The sequence below is a fragment of the Polaribacter atrinae genome, from assembly GCF_038023995.1.
Classification (GTDB): Bacteria; Bacteroidota; Bacteroidia; order Flavobacteriales; family Flavobacteriaceae; genus Polaribacter; species Polaribacter atrinae.
The window spans coordinates 2,402,147-2,423,977 of the sequence record NZ_CP150660.1 but is presented as its reverse complement, the minus strand read 5'-3'; the positions used below and the strand labels follow the sequence as shown (position 1 = coordinate 2,423,977).

The following is a 21,831-nucleotide window of genomic DNA, read 5'->3' as shown; positions in this document are numbered from 1 at the left end:
AATTTAGATGCATACAAGTTAACAAAATTTTGCCTTAATTTTATCTACTATGGTTTGTGCCAACCTTTCTTTACTTTCAACAGTCCAACCGGCAACATGAGGAGACAATAAAACATTTTCTGAATTGATTAAATATTGAAAAGCTTCTGGCATTTTATCATCAGAAAAAAGGTTTTCGAAAGATGCTTTTTCGTACTCTAAAACATCTAAACCAGCACCTGAAATTTTACCAGTTTTTAAAGCTGAAACTAAATCTTTGGTAACCACAGATTTTCCACGAGCCGTATTTATCAACCAAAAATTCTTTTTAAAACCATTGATAATATCAGAATTTATCATGTTTTCAGTAAGTGGCGTTTGTGGTGTATGTAAACTTAAAACGTCTGCTTTTTCTTGTAATTCTGTTAAAGAAACTTGTTTGCAATTTGCATTGCCAACATTTGGTTTTATATCATAACACAAAACTTCTACATCAAAACCACGTAGTTTTTTTGCAAAAGATTTCCCCATATTTCCGTAACCAATTAACCCAACTGTTCTACCATCTAGCTCAATTCCGCGATTTTCTTCGCGCAACCATTTTCCGTTTCTAACTTCTTTATCAGCTTTGTTTAGCTTGTTAAAAAGTGATAATAACATACCTAAAGAATGTTCTCCAACAGCGTTTCTATTTCCTTCTGGAGCAGCAATTAATGCAATTCCTTTGCTTTCTGCATGCGCACAGTCTATGTTTTCTAAACCTGCACCAACACGTCCAATAAACTTTAAGTTGGTGGCTTTGTCTAAAAATGCCTTATCAATAGAAAACCTACTTCTAATGATAAAACCATCGTAGTTGTGAATTTTAGTTATAATTTCTTCTTTGGATGAAATGTAATCTTCATCGTTTTGATATCCTAAATCATTTAATTGATTTATTAAGAGCGCGTGATTTGAGTCTAGGTGTAAAATTTTCATTTTTAGTATTTTAGATTGTTGGAGTTTTAGATTTTTAGAGAAGAATTAAACTTAGACATCATTTTAATAATTTGTTGAAGCGTGTTATTAAGTTTTTCAAGTTCTTCTTTTTCAAGAAACCCTAAATCAAAAGAAATTAAAAGTTGTGTTTCAATTTCATAACAAGATCCTAAAGAAATTCTTAGAAAACGTTTAAAATCTTTATTAGAACTTCTTGCTGCTCCTTCTGCATTATTAGAAGGAATAGATACTACGGCTCTTCTTAATTGAGAAATTAATCCAAACTTTTCATCTATAGGAAAAGACTTAGTAATAATGTAAATATCATTACAAAATACTCTACTTAATTGCCAAAATTTTAAATCTTTATACCGATGCATTTTTATAATTTTTTAGATAATTAGATTGTTAGAAAATTGTAAATTTCATTCATCTAATTTTTAGAATGTTTATGTAAAATCCAACAATCCAACAATCCAATAATCTAACTATCCAATCATCGATACTTAATATTGTTCTTTATCGCTTGGAAAATCTCCACTTTTTACATCGCCAATATAAGATTGAAAAGCGCCTGTCATTTCTGTATGCATATCTAAATATCTACGTAAAAAACGAGGATGAAATTCATGAGTCATTCCTAGCATATCGTGGGTAACTAAAACTTGACCATCAACACCATTTCCGGCGCCAATACCAATTACCGGAATAGAGATTGCCTCTGCAACTTCTTGTGCTAATTTAGCAGGTACTTTTTCTAGAACAACGGCAAAACAGCCTAATCTTTCTAACATTAAAGCATCTTCCATTAATTGTTCTGCTTCTTCTTCTTCTTTTGCTCTAACAGTATATGTACCAAATTTATAGATAGATTGTGGCGTTAAACCTAAATGCCCCATTACTGGAATTCCGGCATTTAAAATACGTTTAATTGACTCTTTAATTTCTTTACCACCTTCTAGTTTTATAGAATGTCCACCGCTTTCTTTCATAATTCGAATCGCAGAACGTAACGCTTCTTTTGGATCCGATTGATAGCTACCAAAAGGTAAGTCTACAACTACCAAACATCTAGTTATAGCTCTAACAACAGAACTTGCATGATAAATCATTTGATCTAGTGTAATAGGCAATGTAGTTTCATGGCCCGCCATAACATTAGAAGCAGAATCACCAACCAAAAGAACATCGATACCAGCTCCATCTAAAATTTTTGCCATTGTAAAATCATAGGCAGTTAACATGGAAATTTTCTCTCCATTCTTCTTCATATCTACCAAAGATTTTACTGTAACTTTTTTGTATTCTTTTTTTGCTGTTGACATACTTTTTGTTTTTTAAATAGTATGTAAATGTAAGGAAAAGCATCAAATATTATACTAGTTAATCTTTCGTTAATCTTAAGAAGATAAAATTTTAAGAATAGATTATTTATGTAAGTTTATTGTTGGCTAATTATAAATTTAGATTTAATTTTCTAAGAACAAAAATGTCGTTTATTATTTGACAGATATAAAAAGAAGTAAGAATTGTAAAGAGCAAAGATTAAAAAATAACATTATATTTGGTTTTTATTTATATAGATGACACAAGAGCAAGTTGTATTAAACACAGACAAATGGATAGATAATTATGCAGATTATATGTATAATTATGCTGTTGTACGTGTAAATAATAGTGATTTAGCTAAAGATTTAGTTCAAGATACTTTTTTTGCCGGATTAAAATCTGCTAAAAATTTTCAAGGAAAATCTACAGAAAGAACTTGGTTGATTTCTATATTAAAAAGAAAAATAATAGATTATTACAGAAAAATAAATTCTAAAAAAGGACAAGCCGAAGTTAGAATGAATTTTTATGATGATGGCGAAAATGAAGGTAATTGGTTGGAAGAGAGAGTGCCAAAAAGCTGGGATAATCAATCTGAAAAAACCATTGAAAATGAAGAATTAAAAAGTCAGTTAGAATCTTGTATAGATGCTTTGCCTGAAAAATATGCAATGGTTTTTAGAATGAAAACCATACAAGAGTTTGAAACTGAAGAAATTTGTAAGGAATTAGATATTACAGCGTCAAATTTATGGGTTATCATTCATAGGGCAAGAACACAGCTCAGAAAATGTATGGAAGATAATTGGTTTAATAATTAAGACATGTTTAAAAATTTAAAAATTACCTGCGATGAAGCTACAACCATTTGTGATAAAAGCCAATATGGTGCTGCTACTCTAGGGGAAAAAGTGAAATTAAGTATTCATTTTTTAAGATGTAAAATTTGCTCATTATACACAAAGCAAAATAATACACTTACAAAGGTATACAAAGGGCATGCAAAAAGTTGCAAAACAACAAACCGTTGCCTTAGTAAAGAAGAAAAGGAAGCTCTAAAAATAGAGTTGAATAAAATTAAAGAATAAAAATATTTTGGTAGTTTTTAAAAAACTACATTTTTTGATTTTTTGTTAGATTGAAACGGGATTTATAGAAATATAGATTCCGTTTTTTTGTACTTTTGTTTTTTACCTTTCGAGTGCAGTCGAGAGGATTTTTAAAGAAACTTAATAAGGTCTCGACTGCGCTCGACCAGTTATAAGATGCATTTTTTACCAGAAAATATTGATACTTACGTTGTAGATCACTCACAACAAGAACCTACAATTTTACAAGAATTAAGCAGAGAAACTTGGCAAAAGGTTTTGAATCCTAGAATGTTAAGCGGTGCTTTTCAAGGGAGAGTATTGTCTATGATTTCAAAATTAATTCAGCCAAAAAACATCTTAGAAATTGGTACTTATACTGGTTATTCTGCTTTGTGTTTAACAGAAGGTTTGGCATCCGAAGGAAAAATTTTTACGTTAGATAAAAATGAAGAATTAGAAACACTACAAAATAAATACTTTGAGAAATCTGGCTTTAGAAATCAAATAGCACAATTTGTTGGTAATGCAATAGAGATTATTCCTACCATTGATGAGAAATTTGATTTGGTTTTTATTGATGCTGACAAATCTAATTACATCAATTATTTTCATTTAATTATTGATAAAATGAATTCTGGCGGAATTATTTTGTCTGATAATGTACTTTGGAGTGGAAAAGTAGTTGAAAAATTAGATCCTAAAGACAAAGACACTAAAGTGCTTTTAGAGTACAATAAATTGCTTAATACAGACGATAGAGTAGAAACTGTACTTTTACCTATTAGAGATGGTTTAACAATAACTAGAGTAAAATAGTTTCTGTTTTAACGGGTATAAATATGATTTTTCTTACTGCGAAGTAAAGGTGATTTTTTTTTAAAAAAAAGGGTACTACATTATTCTAAGAATAAATTTAGAATAAAGTAGAAATTAAAAATTACGCTTTATAGGACCAGTTAAATCTTCAATATCTTGCTTTACAGAATTGATTCCTTTATTAAGGTCGTTTTGAATTTTTTTAAAATCTTCACCAACACCTTGAGTAACTTCTTTTGCAGAATCAGTTTCTGCTTTTGGTAATTTAGAACTTTCGTTAATCTCTCTCTTAATATCGTTGGTTGCATCTTTTACTTGACGCATTCCTTTTCCTAATCCTCTAGCAATTTCAGGAATCTTATCTGCACCAAAAAGCATTACCACAATTAACATGACAACCATTATTTCTGGACCACTAATAAATAAAAGAATTGTATTCATATACTACAAAGGTAAATATTTATTCAATATATAAACTTCACAAACCAAAATATTTGTAGTTTAGAAAAAAAATATATCAAAAACAATTTAAATGCTTAAAAGAGTCCTTGTAACTTTGTTTGTAACCGTGTATTTTACAAGCTGTAAAACTGTTAAATTAGCTAAAAGTATCGATCAAAAAATAACAACTTCTTTTTTTGATAATCAATTTACAGGAATTTATATTTATGATGTAACAGCAGATAAAATACTTTATAATTATAATGCAGATAAGTATTTTACTCCTGCTAGTAATACCAAAATTTTTACACTTTTTACAGGTTTAGAAATGTTGCCAGATTCAATTCCGGCTTTTAAATACGCTGTAAATAAAGATACACTTACCATACAAGCCACAGGAGATCCTACTTTTTTACATCCATTTTTTAAAGACAGTACCGCTTTAAAATTGGCAAAAAAATATAAAAAAGTACATTTACTTGCTAATAATATTTCTGATAAAAAATACGGACCAGGTTGGGCTTGGGAAGACTTCGATAGTTATTTTAGTCCAGAAGTTAGTGCTTTTCCAATGTATGGAAATGTCGTTGCAATACAAAATGAATATTCTATAAAACTAACCCCAACTTATTTTGCTGATAAATTAAAAATCACAGATAGAAGTTATGGGAGAAAAGAGCTTTCTAATTCTTTTTACTTCGGAAAAAATAGAAAAAGAGACACCGAAATTCCGATGATTATAAATGATTCTTTACTTTTAAGTCTCTGGAATGATATTCTACCTAACAAAGTAGGTTTGATAGATAAATCGCCTTTAAAACCAGCTACAATTGCCTATAGCATTCCTAAAGATTCATTATTTAAAAGAATGATGGAAGTAAGCGATAATTTTTTAGCAGAACAGATTTTAGTTTTAGCATCCTCAACACTTTCAGATACATTGAGTTCTGCAAAAGCAAGAAACTTTATTTTAGAACATCAATTACAAGATTTAAAACAAAAACCACGCTGGGTAGATGGTTCTGGTTTAAGTAGGTATAATTTATTTACCCCTATTTCTTTTGTAGAAGTTTTAACCAAAATGTATCAAAATATGCCAGAAAAAAGATTGTTTCAGTTTTTTCCTGTAGGAGGGAAATCAGGCACTTTAAAAAATTGGTTTTCTGGAAATCCAAAACCGTATATTCATGCAAAATCTGGTACTTTAGGAAATAATTATAATTTAAGCGGATACTTAATTACAAACTCGGGTAAAATATTGATTTTTAGTTATATGAATAATCATTACATGCATTCTAACGGCGAAGTAAAAAAGAGAATGCAAATGATATTTGAGGAACTAAGAGATAATTATTAAAAATATTGATTAAAATAGCATAAACTATGGAAGAAATAATAAATGATTTTAGTGCAGGTATTCTTATTTGGCAAGTAATTCAAATAGTTTTTTTAGCAGCATTGGTCTATTTTTTATACAAAGTATCTAGACGTTTTAGTAAAAAATAATTCTCCTCTTTTTTTTGGGGTGATAGGTGCTCTTTTCTCTTATAATGAATTGTTAAGTGGAATATTATATTCAATAGATTATGCTTTTTTAAGCTAAAATCATTCCTTATTTTTACACAAAAACTTACATATGAAAGCTTCCGTACCTAACACTAAGCAAAGATTAGATGCTGTTGATGCGCTTCGTGGTTTCGCTATTTTAGCCATTATGCTTTTACATAGTATAGAGCATTTCAATTTTTATGTATTTCCAGATGCTTCTTTACAACCAGTATGGTTAACTACGTTAGATGGTTATATTTGGGATACGTTGTTTTTTCTCTTTGGAGGTAAAGGGTATGCCATTTTTGCATTGCTTTTCGGACTTACGTTTAGTATGATGTATCGCAAGCAAGCTAAAGCTGGTGTAGATTTTGGAGGTCGTTTTTTTTGGCGACTTATTCTCTTAGTTGGATTTGCTATTGTAAACGGAGCCTTTTTCCCTGGAGAAATACTGTCACTTTATGCCATGGTAGGAGTAGTGCTTATTCTTGTACGTGGTTGGTCTTCTAATTTTGTTTTATTAGCGGCTTTTTTACTTTTATTACAGCCAATTGAGTTGTGGCATTATGTACAATCATTAATAGACCCAGATTATGTTTTACCCGTTTTGCCTACAGGTAATTTGTGGCGTATGCTTAAAGAAGGGCAATTGAGTGATTCTTTTTTTGATTTAGTAAAATCAAACACGCTTTACGGACATAAAGTAACTTTCTATTGGTCTTTACAAGTAGGTAGAACCGTACAAACTGCAGGACTATTTGTATTAGGCTATTGGCTAGGTATTAAAGATCTATTTGTTATTAGTAATGCTTCTATTCGTTTCTGGAAAAGAATGCTTGTGGTGGCTGCTATTGCTTTTATACCGCTTTATTTCTTGGGTGAAAATTTTGCTGCTTTGGTAGAAACAAAAGTGGTGGTGGGTTCTTTAGGAAAAGCCATTACCATGTATCAAAACTTGAGCTTTACATTTGTATTAGTCTCTGGTTTTATGTTGCTTTATCAATATGGTGGGTTTAGAAAACTAGTAGGTGGTTTGCGTTATGTTGGTCGTATGAGCTTAACAGCCTATGTGCTACAATCTATATTAGGAAGCTTTGTATTTTTTGGTTACGGCTTAGGTTTAGGGCCAAATGTAAGACATACGGTAAGTTTAGGAATCGGTATTGTATTGTGGATTATTCAGTTTTACTTTTTTAAATGGTGGATAAACAAATACGGACAAGGGCCTTTAGAAAAATTATGGCATCGTCTTACTTGGATACAATTGAAAAAAGACTAACCGATATTTTATTTCTTAGCATTATAGGGGCACAAAAATATTCTTTTTGTTGTAAATTTGGATAAAAACAGATTGCTAAAAAAGTAACTGAAATTTAAGCGCTCATTTCAAAAATATAAAAAAACAGAGGAATATAACTTTTGAAAATCACAGAAGTAAGCAAAACCATTAAATAATGGGATAAAAGAACTTTTGATAGTGATATCAAACCGTTGGCTACAATTTGAGGAAAACGAAAAACATATTGAAGATTTTCATTCTGATTTTGATTTTTAACTACCAAAAATCTTTCGGACAGGACACAATTAGAATAAAAGGTAATTTAAGAGAAACTTTTCTTTTGGAATCTTTTGAGTTATATCCTGACAAAACTTTTAAATGGACAAATGAATATGATTTGAGTTGGAGTGAATATGGAGAATATAAAATAAAGGAAAACAAACTGACTTTTGATTTTTATATTTTTATGTGGAAACCGATAAGTATGAGTATAAAAGATAGTATTTCACAAACACCAAAAATATTAAATACTCGAATATTTGAAATAGAAGGAAAAAGAATTTATCCAATTTCGGAGAAAGGAAAAAGAATAATCAAAATGAAAGACCCATATTACAAGAGAAAATGGAGTTGGTTGTTTGGAAACAAATATGAATATAAAATTATAGCTAGTAAAAAACTATTGCCAAAAATTTAAACTAAAAACGCTATGAATATATTAAGAGATTTTTAAAATTTATTTTTCCATTTTTGGGTTTAGTAAATATTCCCGAAATAATTCAATCGTTTTTTAAAGACAAAAAATAATGAGTACTTAAAATTTCGAATCTCAAAGAATTCAATTGCAGATTTAATTTGTGAAAAACACGAAATTAGAAAAGTTCCTTACAACTCAAATCCAATAGATGAAAAAACCATGAAATTAACTTTTGGAAAAGATACATATTTACATTTATTAACAAAAGAAATAAAAAAACTGTAGCCAACACCTTGTATAAAAAAATGCTATATTTAGCTTAATTTAAAACTTGTTGCTTTTTTGCTAACTTCGGAATTTCCGCTGGAAATTCCTCGTTCACAAAATCGCAACTTTCCATAACACAACAACGTTAGCAGCAATATGACCAAGAATATGAAAGAAGGATTAATTAAAGATACTTACGAACTTATTTTTAAAGAAATACAAACAGTTATTACAGTTTTCTATATTTTGATTGTTGGAATTGGAATGCTTTTTACTTATCAAAAATACTCGGAATTCGGAATCAATATTTTTGATTATGCAGATGTTTTTGATTTTTTAGTAGCTCCTTTTTCAGATTTTAAAATATTATTATTTTCTACAATCACAATAATATTAGTTTTTCTATTTTCTAAACTTGATAGTTTTTATGAAAAAAAAATCCCTAAAAATTACTCGAGAATGAACTTTGGTTGGGATAAAAAAAGCTGGTTCAATTCTTACAGGTACTCTTTATTTTTCATTCTTTTTATTTTCTACCTTTACCTTTCTGCTGATTTTTATGGAAAATTCACAAATAAACAAACAAAGAGGTTCTCCAATAAACTTAAAATACTCTGACAATGAAAATGTTAATGGAATAGTAATTGGAAAAACGAAAAATGTAATTTTTTTATTGCAAGGTGAGAAAGTCAAAGCAATTCCAATAAATTCAATAGTGAAAGAATTTGAAATAAAATAAAGCTGCTAACTTAAGCTGTATAAACTTTATTGCTAATTATAGCTCACTTGGGAAATTCCTTCGGAATTTCGCTGTTCGTATTTAATTTAGTAAATTCATTGCTTAAATACGTAACTTTCCATAACACAACAACGTTATTACACATATATAAAAGGGCAATGACAACAGAAGAAATCATAGAATTACTTAAAGAAAGAGAAACTGATTTTTTGAAAACCAATTCAGGACTTTCATTCAACATATTATATGCTTTATAAAATGGAGAATTTAGAGCAATTCAAAGAATACATAGTAACAGCAGAGAAAAATCTAAGCTTCTCAAACGACAGTGCAGACGAAGTAGCATTGAAGTATTATAAAATGGCGTTGGAAATTAATCCGACAGACTCCGAAGTTAGGCAACAATATAAAACTCTTGACAAAATCGTAAATCATAAAAACTACACATACTTAATAAATGACGAAAAGACAATTGAATTGATGAAGATTTTTGTTGACTGTTGTAATGTGAAAGAATTTGAAAGATTGTATAAAATCACCTCAGACGACTTTGTTTGTATTAGCCGTTATTTCGGCAGGACAAAAAAGTCGTTTATTGACAGCGTTTATTTTGAACGTAAAAATATGATGGGCTTATGGACAGAGATTTTTCAATACGAAAATAAAGACAGACAAATTCCGTGTGTCAAACTTAACGATTATGGAGTTCTGTTTTTTAATATTGAAAATGACAAGATAATTAGAGCATTTGAATACAAAATTGACGAAAAATTAGACCGTAACAAATTAAATAAATGGAAAAATAGCGGCATATAACACCTTATAAATTTTATTACTGGCTTTTTGCTCACTTGCGAAAGTCCTCGCGGATTTTCTTGGTTTGTGTTTTATTTTATTAACTTCACTGATTAAAACAGGAAACAAAGCTTATACAAAAACGTTGTGCAACATTAAAAAATGAATTTAGATATAGAAAAATTTCCAAGTCTTAAAGAAACAATCAAATCTATAGAAAGATTAAAAAAACTTGAATTTTCAAAATTTAATAAATCAGATAATGTTGAGAATTTTGTAAAGAAAATTGAAGCTTTGATTCAAACTGAATTTGAGTTTTTACCAAATATTTTTAAATTTATTGAACATAAAAATTTTGGTTTACCTTTTTATGGAGTTAGAGAATTAAATTCATTCAATAACAAAAATTTATTTTCAGAACATAGTTATCCACCAATTAATTTAGTTGGATTTGGAAGATGTAACTTCCCTAAATTCCCTGTTTTTTATTGCTCTGACAATCCTATGATTTCACTTATGGAAGTTCTTAGAGAAAATAATTTAGAAGGTAAAAAATATTGTATTTCAAAATGGGAACTTAAAAAATCAAACGAAAAACTAGCTTTTCAAACATTTATACAAACAGATTTGCATCCTGACAATAACTTTAACGTGCTAAAAAATAAAGAAAGTGAACAATTGCAGAAACCAATCGATGAGAGAATAAATTTAGATAAACAAGCAGGAATTGTAGAGTTGACAAAATATCTTCAGAATATTTTTATTAACGATAATAGTTATGAATTATCAGCGACTTTAGCACATAGGACTTTATATGCAAGACATAATTTTGCAACCGATATTTTAATATATCCAAGCAAGCAGTCTAATTATTAAGGAATAAATATGGCTATTCATCCAAATTTTGTAGATAATAACTTAAAAGTAAAACGGTTTTATATTGTAGAACTTAAAAACATCAATAAATCTATTGGGAAATTTGATATTACTTTTTCAAAATATGCTACAATTGAAAAAAATGTTATTATATGGAAAGACCTCAAACCTGAAGATAAAGATTATAAGAATTTTTTAATGGAAGATTTCAAATCAATGATAACACCAGATTTTGAATGGAAGTTTGAACCAAAATAGAAAATAATGTGACACAACACTGTTTATGAAAAATTACTAAATTAGTGCTTTATCAAAATTAGTTGCGATTAAAATAAAACAACGCTTCTTAATAGAAAGTAATTTTAATTCTCTTAGACTTAAAAATTAAACTTCGCTTGCCGATCATACATAATAATGCTTCCGGCAACAGAAACATTTAAGCTTAATTCAGATTTGAACTTTACTAAATGATGCGATTTTTCAATAGCTAATTTAGACATTCCATGATCTTCTGCGCCTAATAAGTAAACACAACGTCTAGGATGGGTAAAAGTTTCTAATTGTACTGCTTTTTCGTCTAATTCTACACCCACTAACATAGCACCTTTTGGGAGGTTGTTAAAGAAATCCTCAAAAGTTTCGTAATGAAAATAAGGCATTGCACCTGTTGCTTTGTGTGTGTCGCAAGCTTGTTTAGCATAGCGATTACCAATTGTAAAAATAAAACTAGCACCCATATTTTGGGCAGAACGCCAAAGAACTCCTAAATTTTCGGGCGTTTTTCCATTCTGAATTCCAATGCCGAAAAAACCTTGTTCTAAATTATTTACCATTACTTTTTAATCAACATTCGTTTAATTTCATTCAACTTCATCAAGGCTTCAATAGGCGTTAAAGTATCAATATTTGTTGCTAAAATTTCTTCTTTAATATTTTCTAATAACGGATCATCTAACTGAAAAAAGCTGAGTTGCATTTCTTCATTTTGTTCTTGTTTTAAAACATCTTTAACTTGACCGCTTTTATTGTTTTTTTCTAACTGTGCTAATATTTTATTCGCTCTATGAATCACCATATTTGGCATTCCTGCTAATTTAGCTACATGAATACCAAAACTATGATCAGAACCACCAGAAACCAGTTTACGTAAGAAAATAATGGTGTTTTCTAATTCTTTTACAGATACATTAAAGTTTTTAATGCGCTCAAAAGTGGTAGTCATTTCATTCAATTCATGATAATGTGTAGCAAATAATGTTTTTGCTTTGGTTGGGTGCTCGTGTAAAAACTCAGATATAGCCCAAGCAATCGATATTCCGTCATAAGTAGAGGTTCCTCTACCAATTTCATCTAAAAGAATTAAACTGCGCTCAGAAACGTTATTTAAGATCGATGCCGTTTCATTCATTTCTACCATAAAAGTAGATTCGCCCATAGAAATATTATCACTTGCACCAACACGCGTAAAAATCTTATCTACAATTCCTATTTTTGCATTCTGAGCAGGCACATAACTTCCCATTTGTGCTAGTAAAACAATCAATGCAGTTTGTCTTAGAATAGCCGATTTACCAGACATATTGGGTCCGGTAATCATTATAATTTGTTGCTGAGTTCTGTTCAGTACCACATCGTTTGCAATATATGCTTGATCAATTGGCAACTGTTTTTCAATTACTGGATGACGACCATTTTTAATTTCTAAATCTGTGCTTTCATCCATAATTGGGCGCACATAATTGTTATCAATAGCCAAAACAGAAAAAGAGAGTAAACAATCTATTTTTGCGATAACCTGTGCATTTTCTTGGACTATCTGTACATATTGAATGATGTACTGTAATAATTTAGTAAAAATATCTTGCTCTAATTTGGCTATTTTTTCTTCGGCACCTAAAATTTTGGTTTCGTATTCTTTTAATTCCTCGGTAATATAACGCTCTGCATTTACCAAGGTTTGTTTACGAATCCATTCTTGTGGAACTTTGTCTTTATGCGAGTTTCTAACTTCTATATAATAGCCAAAAACGTTGTTGAAGGAAATCTTTAAACTTGTAATTCCGGTTCGTTCCGTTTCACGTGCTAACATATTGTCTAAATACTCTTTACCAGAGTTAGAAATGGCACGTAAATCGTCTAATTCTTGATGAACTCCAGTAGCAATTGCATTTCCTTTATTGATGTTTACAGGTGCATCATCAAACAACGTTTGCGAAACTTTTTCTATTAAATCTGCACACGTATGTAATTGATTTCCGAGTGCTTTTACTGTATTATTTTTACTTTTTTCTGCGGATGCTTTTATCGGCAGAATCGCTTTTAAAGAATCTTTTAAAAGTACAATTTCTCTTGGTGATGCTTTACCGGTTGCCACTTTAGAAATCAATCTTTCTAAATCTGATATTTGTTTTAGTTGGTAGGTTACCGTTTGTGAAAATTTATCTGAATCTATAAAAAACTTTACCAATTCATGACGATTTTTAATTTCGTCGATATTTTTTAATGGCAATGCCAACCAACGTTTTAAAAGTCTTCCGCCCATTGGCGAAATGGTTTTATCAATAACATTTAAAAGCGTGACTGCATTGATAGAATTCGGATTGTATAATTCTAAATTTCTGACTGTAAAACGGTCCATCCAAACATAATTGTCTTCTGCAATTCTACTAATATGCTGAATATGTTTTAGTTGATTATGTTGCGTTTCCGACAAGTAATACATGACCGCTCCGGCAGCAATAATTCCGTTTTTAACATCCTGAATTCCAAAACCTTTTAAGCTTTTTACTTCAAAATGATTCTGTAACGTTTCGTTTGCGTATTCTTTTTGAAAAACCCAATCATCAAGATAAAACGTATAATATCTGTTTTCAAATAATTCTAAAAATTGTTGCTTGTGTTGTTTCTGAACCAAAACTTCACTCGGAGCAAAATTTTGAAGCAATTTATCGATGTATTCTGCATTTCCTTGCGCTACTAAATATTCACCAGTAGAAACATCAAGAAATGAAATTCCGAGTTGTTTTTTATCAAAATGAACAGCCGCTAAAAAGTTGTTTGTTTTGGTTTGTAAAACTTCGTCGTTTAAAGAAACACCAGGCGTAACCAATTCTGTAACACCACGTTTTACAATGGTTTTGGTCATTTTTGGGTCTTCTAGCTGATCGCAAATAGCAACACGCATTCCTGCTTTTACCAACTTAGGTAAATAGGTATTTAAAGAATGATGCGGAAAACCTGCCAAAGCAGTTTCTGTTTCACTTCCGGCACCACGTTTTGTTAACGTAATTCCTAAAACACCGGCAGCTTTTTTAGCATCTTCACCAAAAGTTTCGTAAAAATCTCCTACTCTAAAAAGTAACATCGCATCAGGATATTTATTCTTGATAGCATTGTATTGTTTCATTAAAGGAGTAACCTTTTTTGGTTTTGATTTTGCCAAGTTTTTGGAAATTTTCAGTTAGTTTTGCGAAGATAAAAATTAGTGAGCAGTATTCAGTAGCAGTTTGTAGTGAACTTATTCACAAAACAAAGTTAGGTTTGGCTAAAACCATTTTAGATGTTTATAATTATCTAGCTAAAGCTGATGCAATTCAATTAGATTCAATACAACAGAATTTAATTTGATAAAAAGCAAGACATCAATTGCAATGGGTTTTAACCCAATTGTTATAAATAATGAACAAAATATTGGCTTTAGCCAAACTAAATTATGAGAAAATTAAAGAATAACGAGTTAGGTAGAATTACAGTTGATGAATTTAAAACTGTAGAGAAAACCCCAATTATAGTAGTTTTAGACAATATTAGAAGTTTAAACAACATTGGTTCTGTTTTTAGAACTAGTGATGCTTTTTTGATAGAAAAGATCTATTTATGTGGTATTTGTGCAACTCCGCCAAACAAAGATATTCATAAAACAGCTTTAGGAGCAACCGAATCTGTTGCTTGGGAATATGTAGAAGACACGCTAACTTTAGTAGAAAAATTAAAAGCAGACGGTGTAAAAGTATTGGCAATTGAACAAGCAGAAAATAGTACAAAGCTAGATACTTTTTATCCGACGGAAGGAGAAAAATATGCCATTGTAATGGGGAATGAGGTAAAAGGTGTGCAACAAGAAGTGGTAACTGCTTCTGACTTGTGTATTGAAATTCCGCAGTTGGGTACCAAACATTCTTTAAATATCTCTGTAACTACAGGAGTTGTTATTTGGGACTTGTTTTCGAAATTAAGAAAATAACTTGATAAATTGTATATTTGGTTTAAAAATAAATAATTATGGATTTACAAGCTGATTTAAATTGGATACATAAAGAACTTGATGAGGTTAAAGATATTGACTTGATAAAATCTATAAAAATGATTTTAAAAAATAGAAAAATTGCTTCTTCTGAAAGAATTGATATTAAACGTTATAATATTGAAATTGAAGAAGCTATAAATCAAGTTGAGGAAGGATCGGTACTTTCTCATGAAAAAGTTGGAGAAAATATTAAGCAATGGTCAAAAAAATAATTTGGACTAATTTAGCTGAATCAAATTTATATAATTGTTTTTTAGAACTTCTTGAACAATCTAAATCTGTTGATATTACTTCTAAAATAATTACAGAAGTTTACGAATCTGTATCTATACTTTCTACAGATTCAGAAATTTATAAATTAGATACTTTAAAACGAATAACAAAGGAAATATTAGAGCTTTTCAAAAACATTCTTATCGAATTTCTTATTTAATTGAAGATAACGAAATTTATATTTTAAGAGTTAAACATTCTAGGAAAGAGCCATTAAATTATTAATTTTTTTTTAAAAATCTTATAGTTAGCAAACAAGTCTAGCCCAGATTGAAGCGGCATCCTTTTTGCTTTTTTAGCAAAAAGATATAGCAGAAAGCTGGAAATAGCTTCTAAAAAAATTAAAAACCTAAGACTAATTTAGCGATAGAAAAGTAGATTAAAATTCCTAAAATATCATTACTAGTAGTTATAAATGGTCCTGTTGCTAAAGCGGGGTCGATGCCTTTTTTAGCTAAAAGAATAGGGATAAAAGTCCCGATAATTGAGGCAATTATAATTACAGAAATTAAAGATGCTGCTACGGTAATACCTAAGTCTAAAGGAAAACCTAAAAACAACATTCCTGCAGACATTAACAACGCTGCCAATACAAAACCGTTTAACAAACCTTGTAATATTTCTTTTAACAATCGTTTAAAAAGCGATCCTTTTAAGCTGTCGTTTGCCAAACCTTGTACAATAATTGCAGAAGATTGTACGCCTACATTTCCTGCCATTGCAGCAATTAATGGAGTAAAAAAGAACAGTTCTGGAAAACTGTTTATGGCACCATCAAAACTACCTAAGACAGAAACAGATACAAAACCTCCAAAAAGGGCTAAAATTAACCAAGGTAATCGTGCTTTAGTCAGTTCCCAAATGGTATCATCTGCTTCTACATCTTGAGAAAAACCAGCGGCCATTTGGTAATCTTTATCGGCTTCTTCTCTAATAACATCTAAAATATCATCAATGGTAATTCTACCTACTAAAACATTGTTATCATCTACAACAGGTATGGCTTCTAAATCATATTTTGCCATTATTTTGGCAACCTCTTCATCATTTTCATGTACGTTTACAGCATCTACTTTTGCTTTACAGATGTCTGCTATTTTATGGTCTGATTTGGCAATTATTAAGTCTTTTAAAGACATTCTACCCACCAGTTTATCTTCTTTATCTACTACGTAAATAGAATGCACTCTGGTAACGTCTTTTGCTTGCCCTCTTATTCTACGCATACAACCGGCAACGGTCCAGGTTTCATACACTTTTACCAGCTCTTTGGCCATTAAAGCACCTGCAGAATTATCATTATAAGACAATAATTCTTTAATATCTGCTGCGTGATCATCATCTTCTAAAGCAGACATTACCCGCCTTTGACGCTCTTCTGAAAGTTCACCAATAATATCGGCAGCATCATCCGTGTCCATTTCTCGAACTTCATCGGCAATTTCTTTTGCCGATAAGTTTTTTAAAATTTTCTCACGCGTATCTTCATCTAATTCTGTAAGTATTTCTGATGTTTTTTCGCTATCTAAAAGTTTGATAATATAAATAGCTTCATCAAAATTTACTTCGTCTAAAACTTCTGCAATATCTGCAAAATGGACTTCAGAAAATAATGCTGTTATTTCTTTATCATTTTTAGCAATGATAAGCTCTGAAAGGTTTTCTAAAGATTCATCAGTGATTTCGAACGTCATTTTCTGCTAATTTTTGCGTAAGTGAAATAAACTCAGAAACAGATAATTGTTCTGGGCGTTTCGCAAAGATAGGGTCTTCCTTTAAGGTATCCGAAATATTGAAAGACTTTAAACTAGAACGAAGCATTTTTCTTCGTTGATTAAATGCTGTTTTTACAACTCTAAAAAATAGTTTTTCATCTACAGGTAACGAATAATCTTTTTTACGAACTAAGCGTATTACACCAGAGTCTACCTTTGGAGGTGGATTAAATACTGTTGGCGGAACCGTAAATAAGTATTCTACATCAAAAAAGGCTTGTGTTAAAACAGACAAAATTCCGTACACTTTACTTCCTTCTTTTTCTGCAATTCGCATGGCTACTTCCTTTTGAAACATACCAGCAAATTCTGGTACGTACTCTCTATTTTCTATCGCTTTAAAAACAATTTGTGTAGAAATATTATAAGGGAAATTACCAATAATTGCTACTTGCTTTTTGTTGAAAATCTCTTGAATTTGATTCTTTAAAAAATCGCCTTCAATAATTTCGAAATGTTCTTTAGAAGTGTCTAACTTAATGTGCTCTAAAGGGAATGTTTCATGCAAATAAGCAACAGATTCTCTGTCTAATTCCATGACAGTAACCTTTGCTTTTTTTGGTAATAAATATTTGGTTAAAACACCCATTCCAGGGCCAATTTCTAAGACATCATCATATCCATTACCAGTTAATGCATTGGCAATATCTTGTGCTATGGTTTCATCTGTTAAAAAATGCTGACCTAAATGTTTTTTTGCTTTAACTGACATATTTCTGTTTTTAAAAAGTAAGATATTTGTTCTTAATTACTAGCATTTGTAGGATAAAATTCTTTTATCAATTTTAATTCTGTTCTAAAAGCTAACATTTTATCACCAAATTTTTGAAGACTTTTCTGTTGCAATGTTTCTGCCTCGTGTTTATAATAATCGTCTAAATCTTCTCTAGTATTTGCAGTATATTGTATAGAATAAGTTCTACCACCCATTTCTTCTTCTACCAAAACTTCAGTTAGTTTTGCTGCAGTAAATCTACCAGTATTTAAGACTGTTAAAATATGAGTTTCCATAAATGTAAGCCATTCTTTATGAACGGTTTCATCTATATTTATAGTTACGTTGTATATGTACATTATGCTGTGTAATTGTAATTTTTTGGTAAATGTTTAATTGTAAAAATAAGAGCGCTAAACTTTATCTCCTCTTAATTTTCGATATTTTTTTCTAGCATCTACTAGATAAATACTAGAAGAATAGTCAAAAATAATCTTTTGATAGTATTCTGAAGCTTTTTCTGGATTGTTTAATTGATTATTATACAATTCTGCCATTTCATAATACACATCATCTGCATAAATACCTTGATTGTCGGCTGCAATAATTTTAGACAAACTTACAATAGCATCCTCATATTTTTTTTGTTTGATGAATAGTTTTGCTTCAAAAAATAAGACATCATCATAAATAACTTCTCCTGGTGTTAATCCGTTTTCAAAAACATTTTTAGGTGTAAATAAACCCTGTAATTCCGTTAATGCTTCCTCATTTTTATTCTGATAAGAAAGTAGTTCTGCTTTTGCCAATTGCTTTAATCCAGACGGAATAGAGTCTACTGGTTCATTATCTGTAATTTTTAAAAACAGCTCTAATGCATCATTAGCAATTAATTGTGTTGTAGAGCCTTTTAATACTTTTAACTGTGCTTTAGCCCATGCAAAATCTGCTTTATAATAACTTGTTTGAGCTACTTTAAAACGTGCTTGTTGTGCTAATTCGTGATTTTTAAGTTGCGTTTGAATTTGAGAAAAATAGATTAATGCTTTGTTGTAGTTCCCTGTAAAAACCAAAATATCTCCTAACTTTAATTTTATTCTTGCTTTGTCAAATCGTGATCGAGAATAGTTTAAAGCTTCTTCTAAAACAGTTTTAGCTTCGTTTGGTTTGTCTTTTTTAAAAGTTAAAAAATCAGCATACTCCACTTGTAATTTTATGGTTGATGTATTTTTACCGTACTGATTAAAAAGAGATAGAAACATTTTTTCTACTTCAGGATTATTCGTTGCTACAGCTATTTTTGTAAGGTATAAAGAAGCTTCAATTTTTTCTATTTGTAAAGTTTTTTGTTGGGTAATAAAATAAAAACATTCTTTAGCAGTACTATAATCTTTGTTTTCAAAAGCTATTTTTCCTAAATCAAAAACCGAATTTAAGTCAACAGGGTTTCTTTTGTACAAAGCTTTTTCTTGTGTAAAGGCTTTATTATAATCTTTTTGTTGTGTAAAAAGCCAACTTAATAATACATTCCAAACATCTTTTGGGTTACTTGCAGATTTTTTTAAAAGTGTTTTTCTAAATAAAATATTTGCTTCATTTTTTGCATCATCTGTAATATAACTACTTGTATATCTTTTTACTAAATCGTAATTTTCAATGTTTTTATCAACGAGCTTAAAGTAAGCTTCAAACATTTTTTTTAGGTTCCCTTTTTCTCCATAAATCTGAGCAATTCTAAAGTTATAATCTGCCTTTTTATTTTTAGCCATTGTTTTTGTGTAAGCTAAAATTGCATGATCTAAAAGGTTATAATCTTTAAAAAGTCTACCAATAAAACCACCATAAAAACTGTTTGTATCAATAGAGTTTAAAGCTATAGCGTAATTTTTTTCTGCTAACTCCGTTAATTGTTGTCTTTGGTAATTGTACCCTAAATGCACATAAAAAAAAGCTTGTTTAGGGTCTTTGTCAAGTGCGGTTTTTAATAGTTTTTCTACTTCACTAAATTTATTGGTTTCTTGATAGCAAGAAATTAATCTACTTAAATAGGTTGTATTAAAAAGGTTATTAGAGTATAAGTTTTTAAAAATTTGAGTTGCTTTTTCATATTCTCCCTCTCTATAGTAATCTTCCGCCAAATAATAATCACTTTGACAAAAGCTAACGCTAGTTATAGTAATAAAAATAAGTAAAAACAGTTGTTTCATCAATTTCAAAGATAGGTAAGAAATATGTTAAAAATTTATTAAAGACTCCTATTCTAGGGTGTTCTTTGTAACATTTTGGCACGAAACTTGTCTAAAGAGTAATAACCAATCAAATTTTAAGAAGATGAATACATTTAAAAAACAATACGAAATAGCAAAAAATAATTCTATCGAGTTTATGAAAAACGGACAAATTAGTGCGTATTTAAATGCTCTTTTAGAAATGAATAAATATAAAAGATTAATGGTAGCTGTAGTTGCAAACTAGTCTACCGTTTTTCAGTCTTCAGTACTCAGACAAAAACTAACTGAATACTGCCAACTAAAATTAGTTTACAGCTAGTAGCTGAAGTAAACAGGACTCAATTGTATAAACAAATAGTATACAAACAAGCCAACTGCTTACTGCCAACTGAATACTGCTTACTAATTATTAATCTATAATATCAAAGCCGCAATAAGGTACCAAAGCATCTGGTATTTTAATTCCGTCTGCTGTTTGGTAGTTCTCTAAGATTCCTGCTAATACACGTGGTAAAGCCAAAGAACTTCCGTTTAAGGTATGCGCTAATTCGCTTTTTCCTTCTTTATTTTTAAAACGAAGTTTTAATCTATTAGCCTGAAAAGATTCAAAGTTAGAGGCAGAACTAATTTCTAACCATCTATCTTGCGCTGTAGAAAACACTTCAAAATCGAATGTTAGGGCAGAGGTAAAACCAGTATCACCACCGCACAAACGTAAAATTCTATAAGGTAATTTTAAGTCTCTTAAAATATCTTTAATATGCTCTACCATTTCGTTTAAAGCATTATAAGAATTATCTGGATGCTCAATTCTTACAATCTCTACTTTATCAAACTGGTGTAATCTATTTAGTCCACGAACGTGTGCACCATAACTACCAGCTTCACGTCTAAAACAAGGCGTGTAACCTGTAACTGTTATAGGGAACTCTGTTTCTTGCATTAAATTACCACGAAACATATTGGTAATAGGAATTTCTGCAGTAGGAATTAAATATAAATCATCTACTGTAGAATGATACATTTGTCCGTCTTTATCTGGCAATTGCCCCGTTGCAGTTGCAGATTCTGTATTTACCAAATGTGGCACTTGCACTTCTGTATAACCTGCTTTTGTGTTTTTATCTAAAAAATAATTGATTAAAGCACGTTGTAATCTTGCACCTTTTCCTTTATAAACCGGAAAACCAGCACCGGTGATTTTATTTCCTAATTCGAAATCTATAATATCGTATTTCTTAGCTAATTCCCAATGAGGTAATGCATTTTCTCCTAAATCCGGAATGGTACCTTCACTAAAAATGTTCTCATTATCTTCTTCAGAAGTTCCTGCTTTTACAGAAGCATGTGGAATATTCGGAATCTGGTATAAAAGCGTTTGTAATTCTTCTGCAAAATCATTAAAATTTTCACCAAGCTCTTTAGATTTTTCTTTTAACTGAACTGTTTTTTCTTTTAAAAGATTTGCTTTTTGTACTTCTCCAGATTTGAAAAATCCACCAATTTCTTTCGATAATTTATTAGATTCTGCCAAAGTATTATCTAACTCAACCTGAGTAGCCCTTCTATTTTCATCGGCAGTTAAAACTTGTTCAATAATAGTTGCTGCATTGGCAAAATTACGTTTAGCTAAACCTGCTAAAACCGTTTCCTTATTGTCTCTAATAAATTGTACTTGTAACATTTTTGTAGATTT

At 30.1% G+C, this 21,831-nt stretch carries 26 protein-coding genes; 15 read left to right on the top strand and 11 right to left on the bottom strand.

Annotated elements, in window-relative coordinates; translation table 11 throughout:
• Window positions 1-18: 18 nt before the first annotated feature.
• The 3 genes from WG945_RS10695 to panB all read right to left on the bottom strand — a co-directional run bounded on the left by WG945_RS10695 (window position 19) and on the right by panB (window position 2,282).
• On the bottom strand, window positions 19-957 hold the full coding sequence (locus WG945_RS10695) for a 2-hydroxyacid dehydrogenase (RefSeq protein WP_068447808.1): 939 nt from the start codon (window positions 955-957) through the stop codon (window positions 19-21).
• A gap of 26 nt (window positions 958-983) precedes the next feature.
• A complete protein-coding gene (locus WG945_RS10690) occupies window positions 984-1,337 on the bottom strand; it encodes a four helix bundle protein (RefSeq protein ID WP_068447806.1) in 354 nt (117 codons plus the stop codon).
• A gap of 126 nt (window positions 1,338-1,463) precedes the next feature.
• Window positions 1,464-2,282, bottom strand: coding sequence for a 3-methyl-2-oxobutanoate hydroxymethyltransferase (gene panB / locus WG945_RS10685; protein WP_068447804.1), 819 nt, complete (start codon window positions 2,280-2,282; stop codon window positions 1,464-1,466).
• 258 nt (window positions 2,283-2,540) lie between these two features.
• On the opposite strand from panB, the gene WG945_RS10680 reads away from it, so the two are divergent.
• The 3 genes from WG945_RS10680 to WG945_RS10670 all read left to right on the top strand — a co-directional run bounded on the left by WG945_RS10680 (window position 2,541) and on the right by WG945_RS10670 (window position 4,193).
• Entirely contained in the window at window positions 2,541-3,107 is a 567-nt protein-coding gene (locus tag WG945_RS10680; RefSeq protein WP_068447802.1) for a sigma-70 family RNA polymerase sigma factor, read from the top strand.
• A 3-nt stretch (window positions 3,108-3,110) separates the two neighbouring features.
• Window positions 3,111-3,374: a hypothetical protein gene (locus WG945_RS10675; protein WP_068447801.1), complete on the top strand. Its 264-nt coding sequence runs from the start codon at window positions 3,111-3,113 to the stop codon at window positions 3,372-3,374.
• 177 nt (window positions 3,375-3,551) lie between these two features.
• Window positions 3,552-4,193: an O-methyltransferase gene (locus WG945_RS10670; protein ID WP_068447799.1), complete on the top strand. Its 642-nt coding sequence runs from the start codon at window positions 3,552-3,554 to the stop codon at window positions 4,191-4,193.
• A 114-nt stretch (window positions 4,194-4,307) separates the two neighbouring features.
• On the opposite strand, the gene WG945_RS10665 is transcribed toward WG945_RS10670, so the two are convergent.
• A complete protein-coding gene (locus tag WG945_RS10665; RefSeq protein WP_068447797.1) occupies window positions 4,308-4,634 on the bottom strand; it encodes a Sec-independent protein translocase subunit TatA/TatB in 327 nt (108 codons plus the stop codon).
• 91 nt (window positions 4,635-4,725) lie between these two features.
• Here WG945_RS10665 and WG945_RS10660 point away from each other — a divergent pair, with 91 nt between their 5' ends.
• From WG945_RS10660 to WG945_RS10625, 8 genes are all read left to right on the top strand, one after another.
• Window positions 4,726-5,991 carry a D-alanyl-D-alanine carboxypeptidase/D-alanyl-D-alanine-endopeptidase gene (locus WG945_RS10660; protein WP_068447795.1) on the top strand — a complete coding sequence of 422 codons (1,266 nt, stop codon included), beginning with the start codon at window positions 4,726-4,728 and terminating at the stop codon, window positions 5,989-5,991.
• 26 nt (window positions 5,992-6,017) lie between these two features.
• Window positions 6,018-6,140: a hypothetical protein gene (locus WG945_RS10655; RefSeq protein WP_262501906.1), complete on the top strand. Its 123-nt coding sequence runs from the start codon at window positions 6,018-6,020 to the stop codon at window positions 6,138-6,140.
• A 130-nt stretch (window positions 6,141-6,270) separates the two neighbouring features.
• A complete protein-coding gene (locus WG945_RS10650) occupies window positions 6,271-7,461 on the top strand; it encodes a DUF418 domain-containing protein (protein ID WP_068447793.1) in 1,191 nt (396 codons plus the stop codon).
• A 340-nt stretch (window positions 7,462-7,801) separates the two neighbouring features.
• On the top strand, window positions 7,802-8,158 hold the full coding sequence (locus WG945_RS10645) for a hypothetical protein (RefSeq protein WP_157603518.1): 357 nt from the start codon (window positions 7,802-7,804) through the stop codon (window positions 8,156-8,158).
• Window positions 8,159-8,984: 826 nt separating this feature from the next.
• On the top strand, window positions 8,985-9,164 hold the full coding sequence (locus WG945_RS10640) for a hypothetical protein (protein ID WP_197482031.1): 180 nt from the start codon (window positions 8,985-8,987) through the stop codon (window positions 9,162-9,164).
• A 258-nt stretch (window positions 9,165-9,422) separates the two neighbouring features.
• A complete protein-coding gene (locus WG945_RS10635; RefSeq protein ID WP_157603516.1) occupies window positions 9,423-9,980 on the top strand; it encodes a hypothetical protein in 558 nt (185 codons plus the stop codon).
• A gap of 141 nt (window positions 9,981-10,121) precedes the next feature.
• Window positions 10,122-10,835, top strand: coding sequence for an RES domain-containing protein (locus tag WG945_RS10630; RefSeq protein WP_231874507.1), 714 nt, complete (start codon window positions 10,122-10,124; stop codon window positions 10,833-10,835).
• Between the two features lie 9 nt (window positions 10,836-10,844).
• Window positions 10,845-11,093 (top strand): hypothetical protein, encoded by a 249-nt coding sequence (locus WG945_RS10625; protein ID WP_231874505.1) that lies wholly within the window; start codon window positions 10,845-10,847, stop codon window positions 11,091-11,093.
• Window positions 11,094-11,212: 119 nt separating this feature from the next.
• Here WG945_RS10625 and WG945_RS10620 read toward each other — a convergent pair whose 3' ends face one another.
• Window positions 11,213-11,668 (bottom strand): RNA methyltransferase, encoded by a 456-nt coding sequence (locus WG945_RS10620; RefSeq protein ID WP_068447789.1) that lies wholly within the window; start codon window positions 11,666-11,668, stop codon window positions 11,213-11,215.
• Complete coding sequence (mutS, locus tag WG945_RS10615) at window positions 11,668-14,241, bottom strand: DNA mismatch repair protein MutS (protein WP_394364769.1); 2,574 nt, start codon at window positions 14,239-14,241, stop codon at window positions 11,668-11,670. Before mutS ends, WG945_RS10620 begins: the two co-directional genes overlap by 1 nt.
• Window positions 14,242-14,547: 306 nt before the next feature.
• On the opposite strand from mutS, the gene WG945_RS10610 reads away from it, so the two are divergent.
• From WG945_RS10610 to WG945_RS10600, 3 genes are read left to right on the top strand one after another with little or no spacing between them, the layout of a single operon-like run.
• A complete protein-coding gene (locus WG945_RS10610; protein ID WP_068447782.1) occupies window positions 14,548-15,078 on the top strand; it encodes an RNA methyltransferase in 531 nt (176 codons plus the stop codon).
• A 38-nt stretch (window positions 15,079-15,116) separates the two neighbouring features.
• The gene (locus WG945_RS10605; RefSeq protein WP_068447780.1) at window positions 15,117-15,353 is read left to right on the top strand and encodes a hypothetical protein; all 237 of its coding nucleotides are present in this window, start codon (window positions 15,117-15,119) and stop codon (window positions 15,351-15,353) included.
• Window positions 15,338-15,574: a hypothetical protein gene (locus WG945_RS10600; RefSeq protein ID WP_068447778.1), complete on the top strand. Its 237-nt coding sequence runs from the start codon at window positions 15,338-15,340 to the stop codon at window positions 15,572-15,574. The genes WG945_RS10605 and WG945_RS10600 overlap by 16 nt, the downstream gene beginning before the upstream one ends.
• Window positions 15,575-15,755: 181 nt before the next feature.
• On the opposite strand, the gene mgtE is transcribed toward WG945_RS10600, so the two are convergent.
• The 4 genes from mgtE to WG945_RS10580 are packed head-to-tail and all read right to left on the bottom strand — an operon-like array spanning window position 15,756 to window position 20,042.
• Window positions 15,756-17,108 carry a magnesium transporter gene (gene mgtE / locus WG945_RS10595; RefSeq protein ID WP_068447776.1) on the bottom strand — a complete coding sequence of 451 codons (1,353 nt, stop codon included), beginning with the start codon at window positions 17,106-17,108 and terminating at the stop codon, window positions 15,756-15,758.
• The gene (gene rsmA / locus WG945_RS10590; protein ID WP_068447773.1) at window positions 17,089-17,901 is read right to left on the bottom strand and encodes a 16S rRNA (adenine(1518)-N(6)/adenine(1519)-N(6))-dimethyltransferase RsmA; all 813 of its coding nucleotides are present in this window, start codon (window positions 17,899-17,901) and stop codon (window positions 17,089-17,091) included. Before rsmA ends, mgtE begins: the two co-directional genes overlap by 20 nt.
• Window positions 17,902-17,933: 32 nt before the next feature.
• Entirely contained in the window at window positions 17,934-18,263 is a 330-nt protein-coding gene (locus tag WG945_RS10585) for a DUF4286 family protein (RefSeq protein ID WP_068447771.1), read from the bottom strand.
• Window positions 18,264-18,317: 54 nt separating this feature from the next.
• Window positions 18,318-20,042 carry a tetratricopeptide repeat protein gene (locus tag WG945_RS10580; protein WP_231874497.1) on the bottom strand — a complete coding sequence of 575 codons (1,725 nt, stop codon included), beginning with the start codon at window positions 20,040-20,042 and terminating at the stop codon, window positions 18,318-18,320.
• A gap of 193 nt (window positions 20,043-20,235) precedes the next feature.
• Here WG945_RS10580 and WG945_RS10575 point away from each other — a divergent pair, with 193 nt between their 5' ends.
• Window positions 20,236-20,379, top strand: a complete 144-nt coding sequence (locus WG945_RS10575; protein WP_197482030.1) for a hypothetical protein — start codon at window positions 20,236-20,238, stop codon at window positions 20,377-20,379.
• Between the two features lie 165 nt (window positions 20,380-20,544).
• Here WG945_RS10575 and serS read toward each other — a convergent pair whose 3' ends face one another.
• Complete coding sequence (serS, locus tag WG945_RS10570) at window positions 20,545-21,819, bottom strand: serine--tRNA ligase (RefSeq protein WP_068447767.1); 1,275 nt, start codon at window positions 21,817-21,819, stop codon at window positions 20,545-20,547.
• Window positions 21,820-21,831 lie beyond the last annotated feature (12 nt).

Bases quoted from the DNA above. Each gene is read 5' to 3' on its own strand.
- WG945_RS10605 (WP_068447780.1), top strand. From the start codon at position 15,117: ATGGATTTACAAGCTGATTTAAATTGGATACATAAAGAACTTGATGAG.
- WG945_RS10585 (WP_068447771.1), bottom strand. From the start codon at position 18,263: ATGTACATATACAACGTAACTATAAATATAGATGAAACCGTTCATAAA.
- WG945_RS10675 (WP_068447801.1), top strand. From the start codon at position 3,111: ATGTTTAAAAATTTAAAAATTACCTGCGATGAAGCTACAACCATTTGT.
- WG945_RS10680 (WP_068447802.1), top strand. From the start codon at position 2,541: ATGACACAAGAGCAAGTTGTATTAAACACAGACAAATGGATAGATAAT.
- mgtE (WP_068447776.1), bottom strand. From the start codon at position 17,108: ATGACGTTCGAAATCACTGATGAATCTTTAGAAAACCTTTCAGAGCTT.
- WG945_RS10640 (WP_197482031.1), top strand. From the start codon at position 8,985: ATGGAAAATTCACAAATAAACAAACAAAGAGGTTCTCCAATAAACTTA.
- WG945_RS10600 (WP_068447778.1), top strand. From the start codon at position 15,338: ATGGTCAAAAAAATAATTTGGACTAATTTAGCTGAATCAAATTTATAT.
- WG945_RS10575 (WP_197482030.1), top strand. From the start codon at position 20,236: ATGAATACATTTAAAAAACAATACGAAATAGCAAAAAATAATTCTATC.
- WG945_RS10630 (WP_231874507.1), top strand. From the start codon at position 10,122: ATGAATTTAGATATAGAAAAATTTCCAAGTCTTAAAGAAACAATCAAA.
- WG945_RS10655 (WP_262501906.1), top strand. From the start codon at position 6,018: ATGGAAGAAATAATAAATGATTTTAGTGCAGGTATTCTTATTTGGCAA.
- WG945_RS10610 (WP_068447782.1), top strand. From the start codon at position 14,548: ATGAGAAAATTAAAGAATAACGAGTTAGGTAGAATTACAGTTGATGAA.
- WG945_RS10620 (WP_068447789.1), bottom strand. From the start codon at position 11,668: ATGGTAAATAATTTAGAACAAGGTTTTTTCGGCATTGGAATTCAGAAT.
- WG945_RS10665 (WP_068447797.1), bottom strand. From the start codon at position 4,634: ATGAATACAATTCTTTTATTTATTAGTGGTCCAGAAATAATGGTTGTC.
- WG945_RS10625 (WP_231874505.1), top strand. From the start codon at position 10,845: ATGGCTATTCATCCAAATTTTGTAGATAATAACTTAAAAGTAAAACGG.
- rsmA (WP_068447773.1), bottom strand. From the start codon at position 17,901: ATGTCAGTTAAAGCAAAAAAACATTTAGGTCAGCATTTTTTAACAGAT.
- WG945_RS10695 (WP_068447808.1), bottom strand. From the start codon at position 957: ATGAAAATTTTACACCTAGACTCAAATCACGCGCTCTTAATAAATCAA.
- WG945_RS10635 (WP_157603516.1), top strand. From the start codon at position 9,423: ATGGAGAATTTAGAGCAATTCAAAGAATACATAGTAACAGCAGAGAAA.
- panB (WP_068447804.1), bottom strand. From the start codon at position 2,282: ATGTCAACAGCAAAAAAAGAATACAAAAAAGTTACAGTAAAATCTTTG.
- WG945_RS10660 (WP_068447795.1), top strand. From the start codon at position 4,726: ATGCTTAAAAGAGTCCTTGTAACTTTGTTTGTAACCGTGTATTTTACA.
- mutS (WP_394364769.1), bottom strand. From the start codon at position 14,241: ATGAAACAATACAATGCTATCAAGAATAAATATCCTGATGCGATGTTA.
- serS (WP_068447767.1), bottom strand. From the start codon at position 21,819: ATGTTACAAGTACAATTTATTAGAGACAATAAGGAAACGGTTTTAGCA.
- WG945_RS10650 (WP_068447793.1), top strand. From the start codon at position 6,271: ATGAAAGCTTCCGTACCTAACACTAAGCAAAGATTAGATGCTGTTGAT.
- WG945_RS10670 (WP_068447799.1), top strand. From the start codon at position 3,552: ATGCATTTTTTACCAGAAAATATTGATACTTACGTTGTAGATCACTCA.
- WG945_RS10690 (WP_068447806.1), bottom strand. From the start codon at position 1,337: ATGCATCGGTATAAAGATTTAAAATTTTGGCAATTAAGTAGAGTATTT.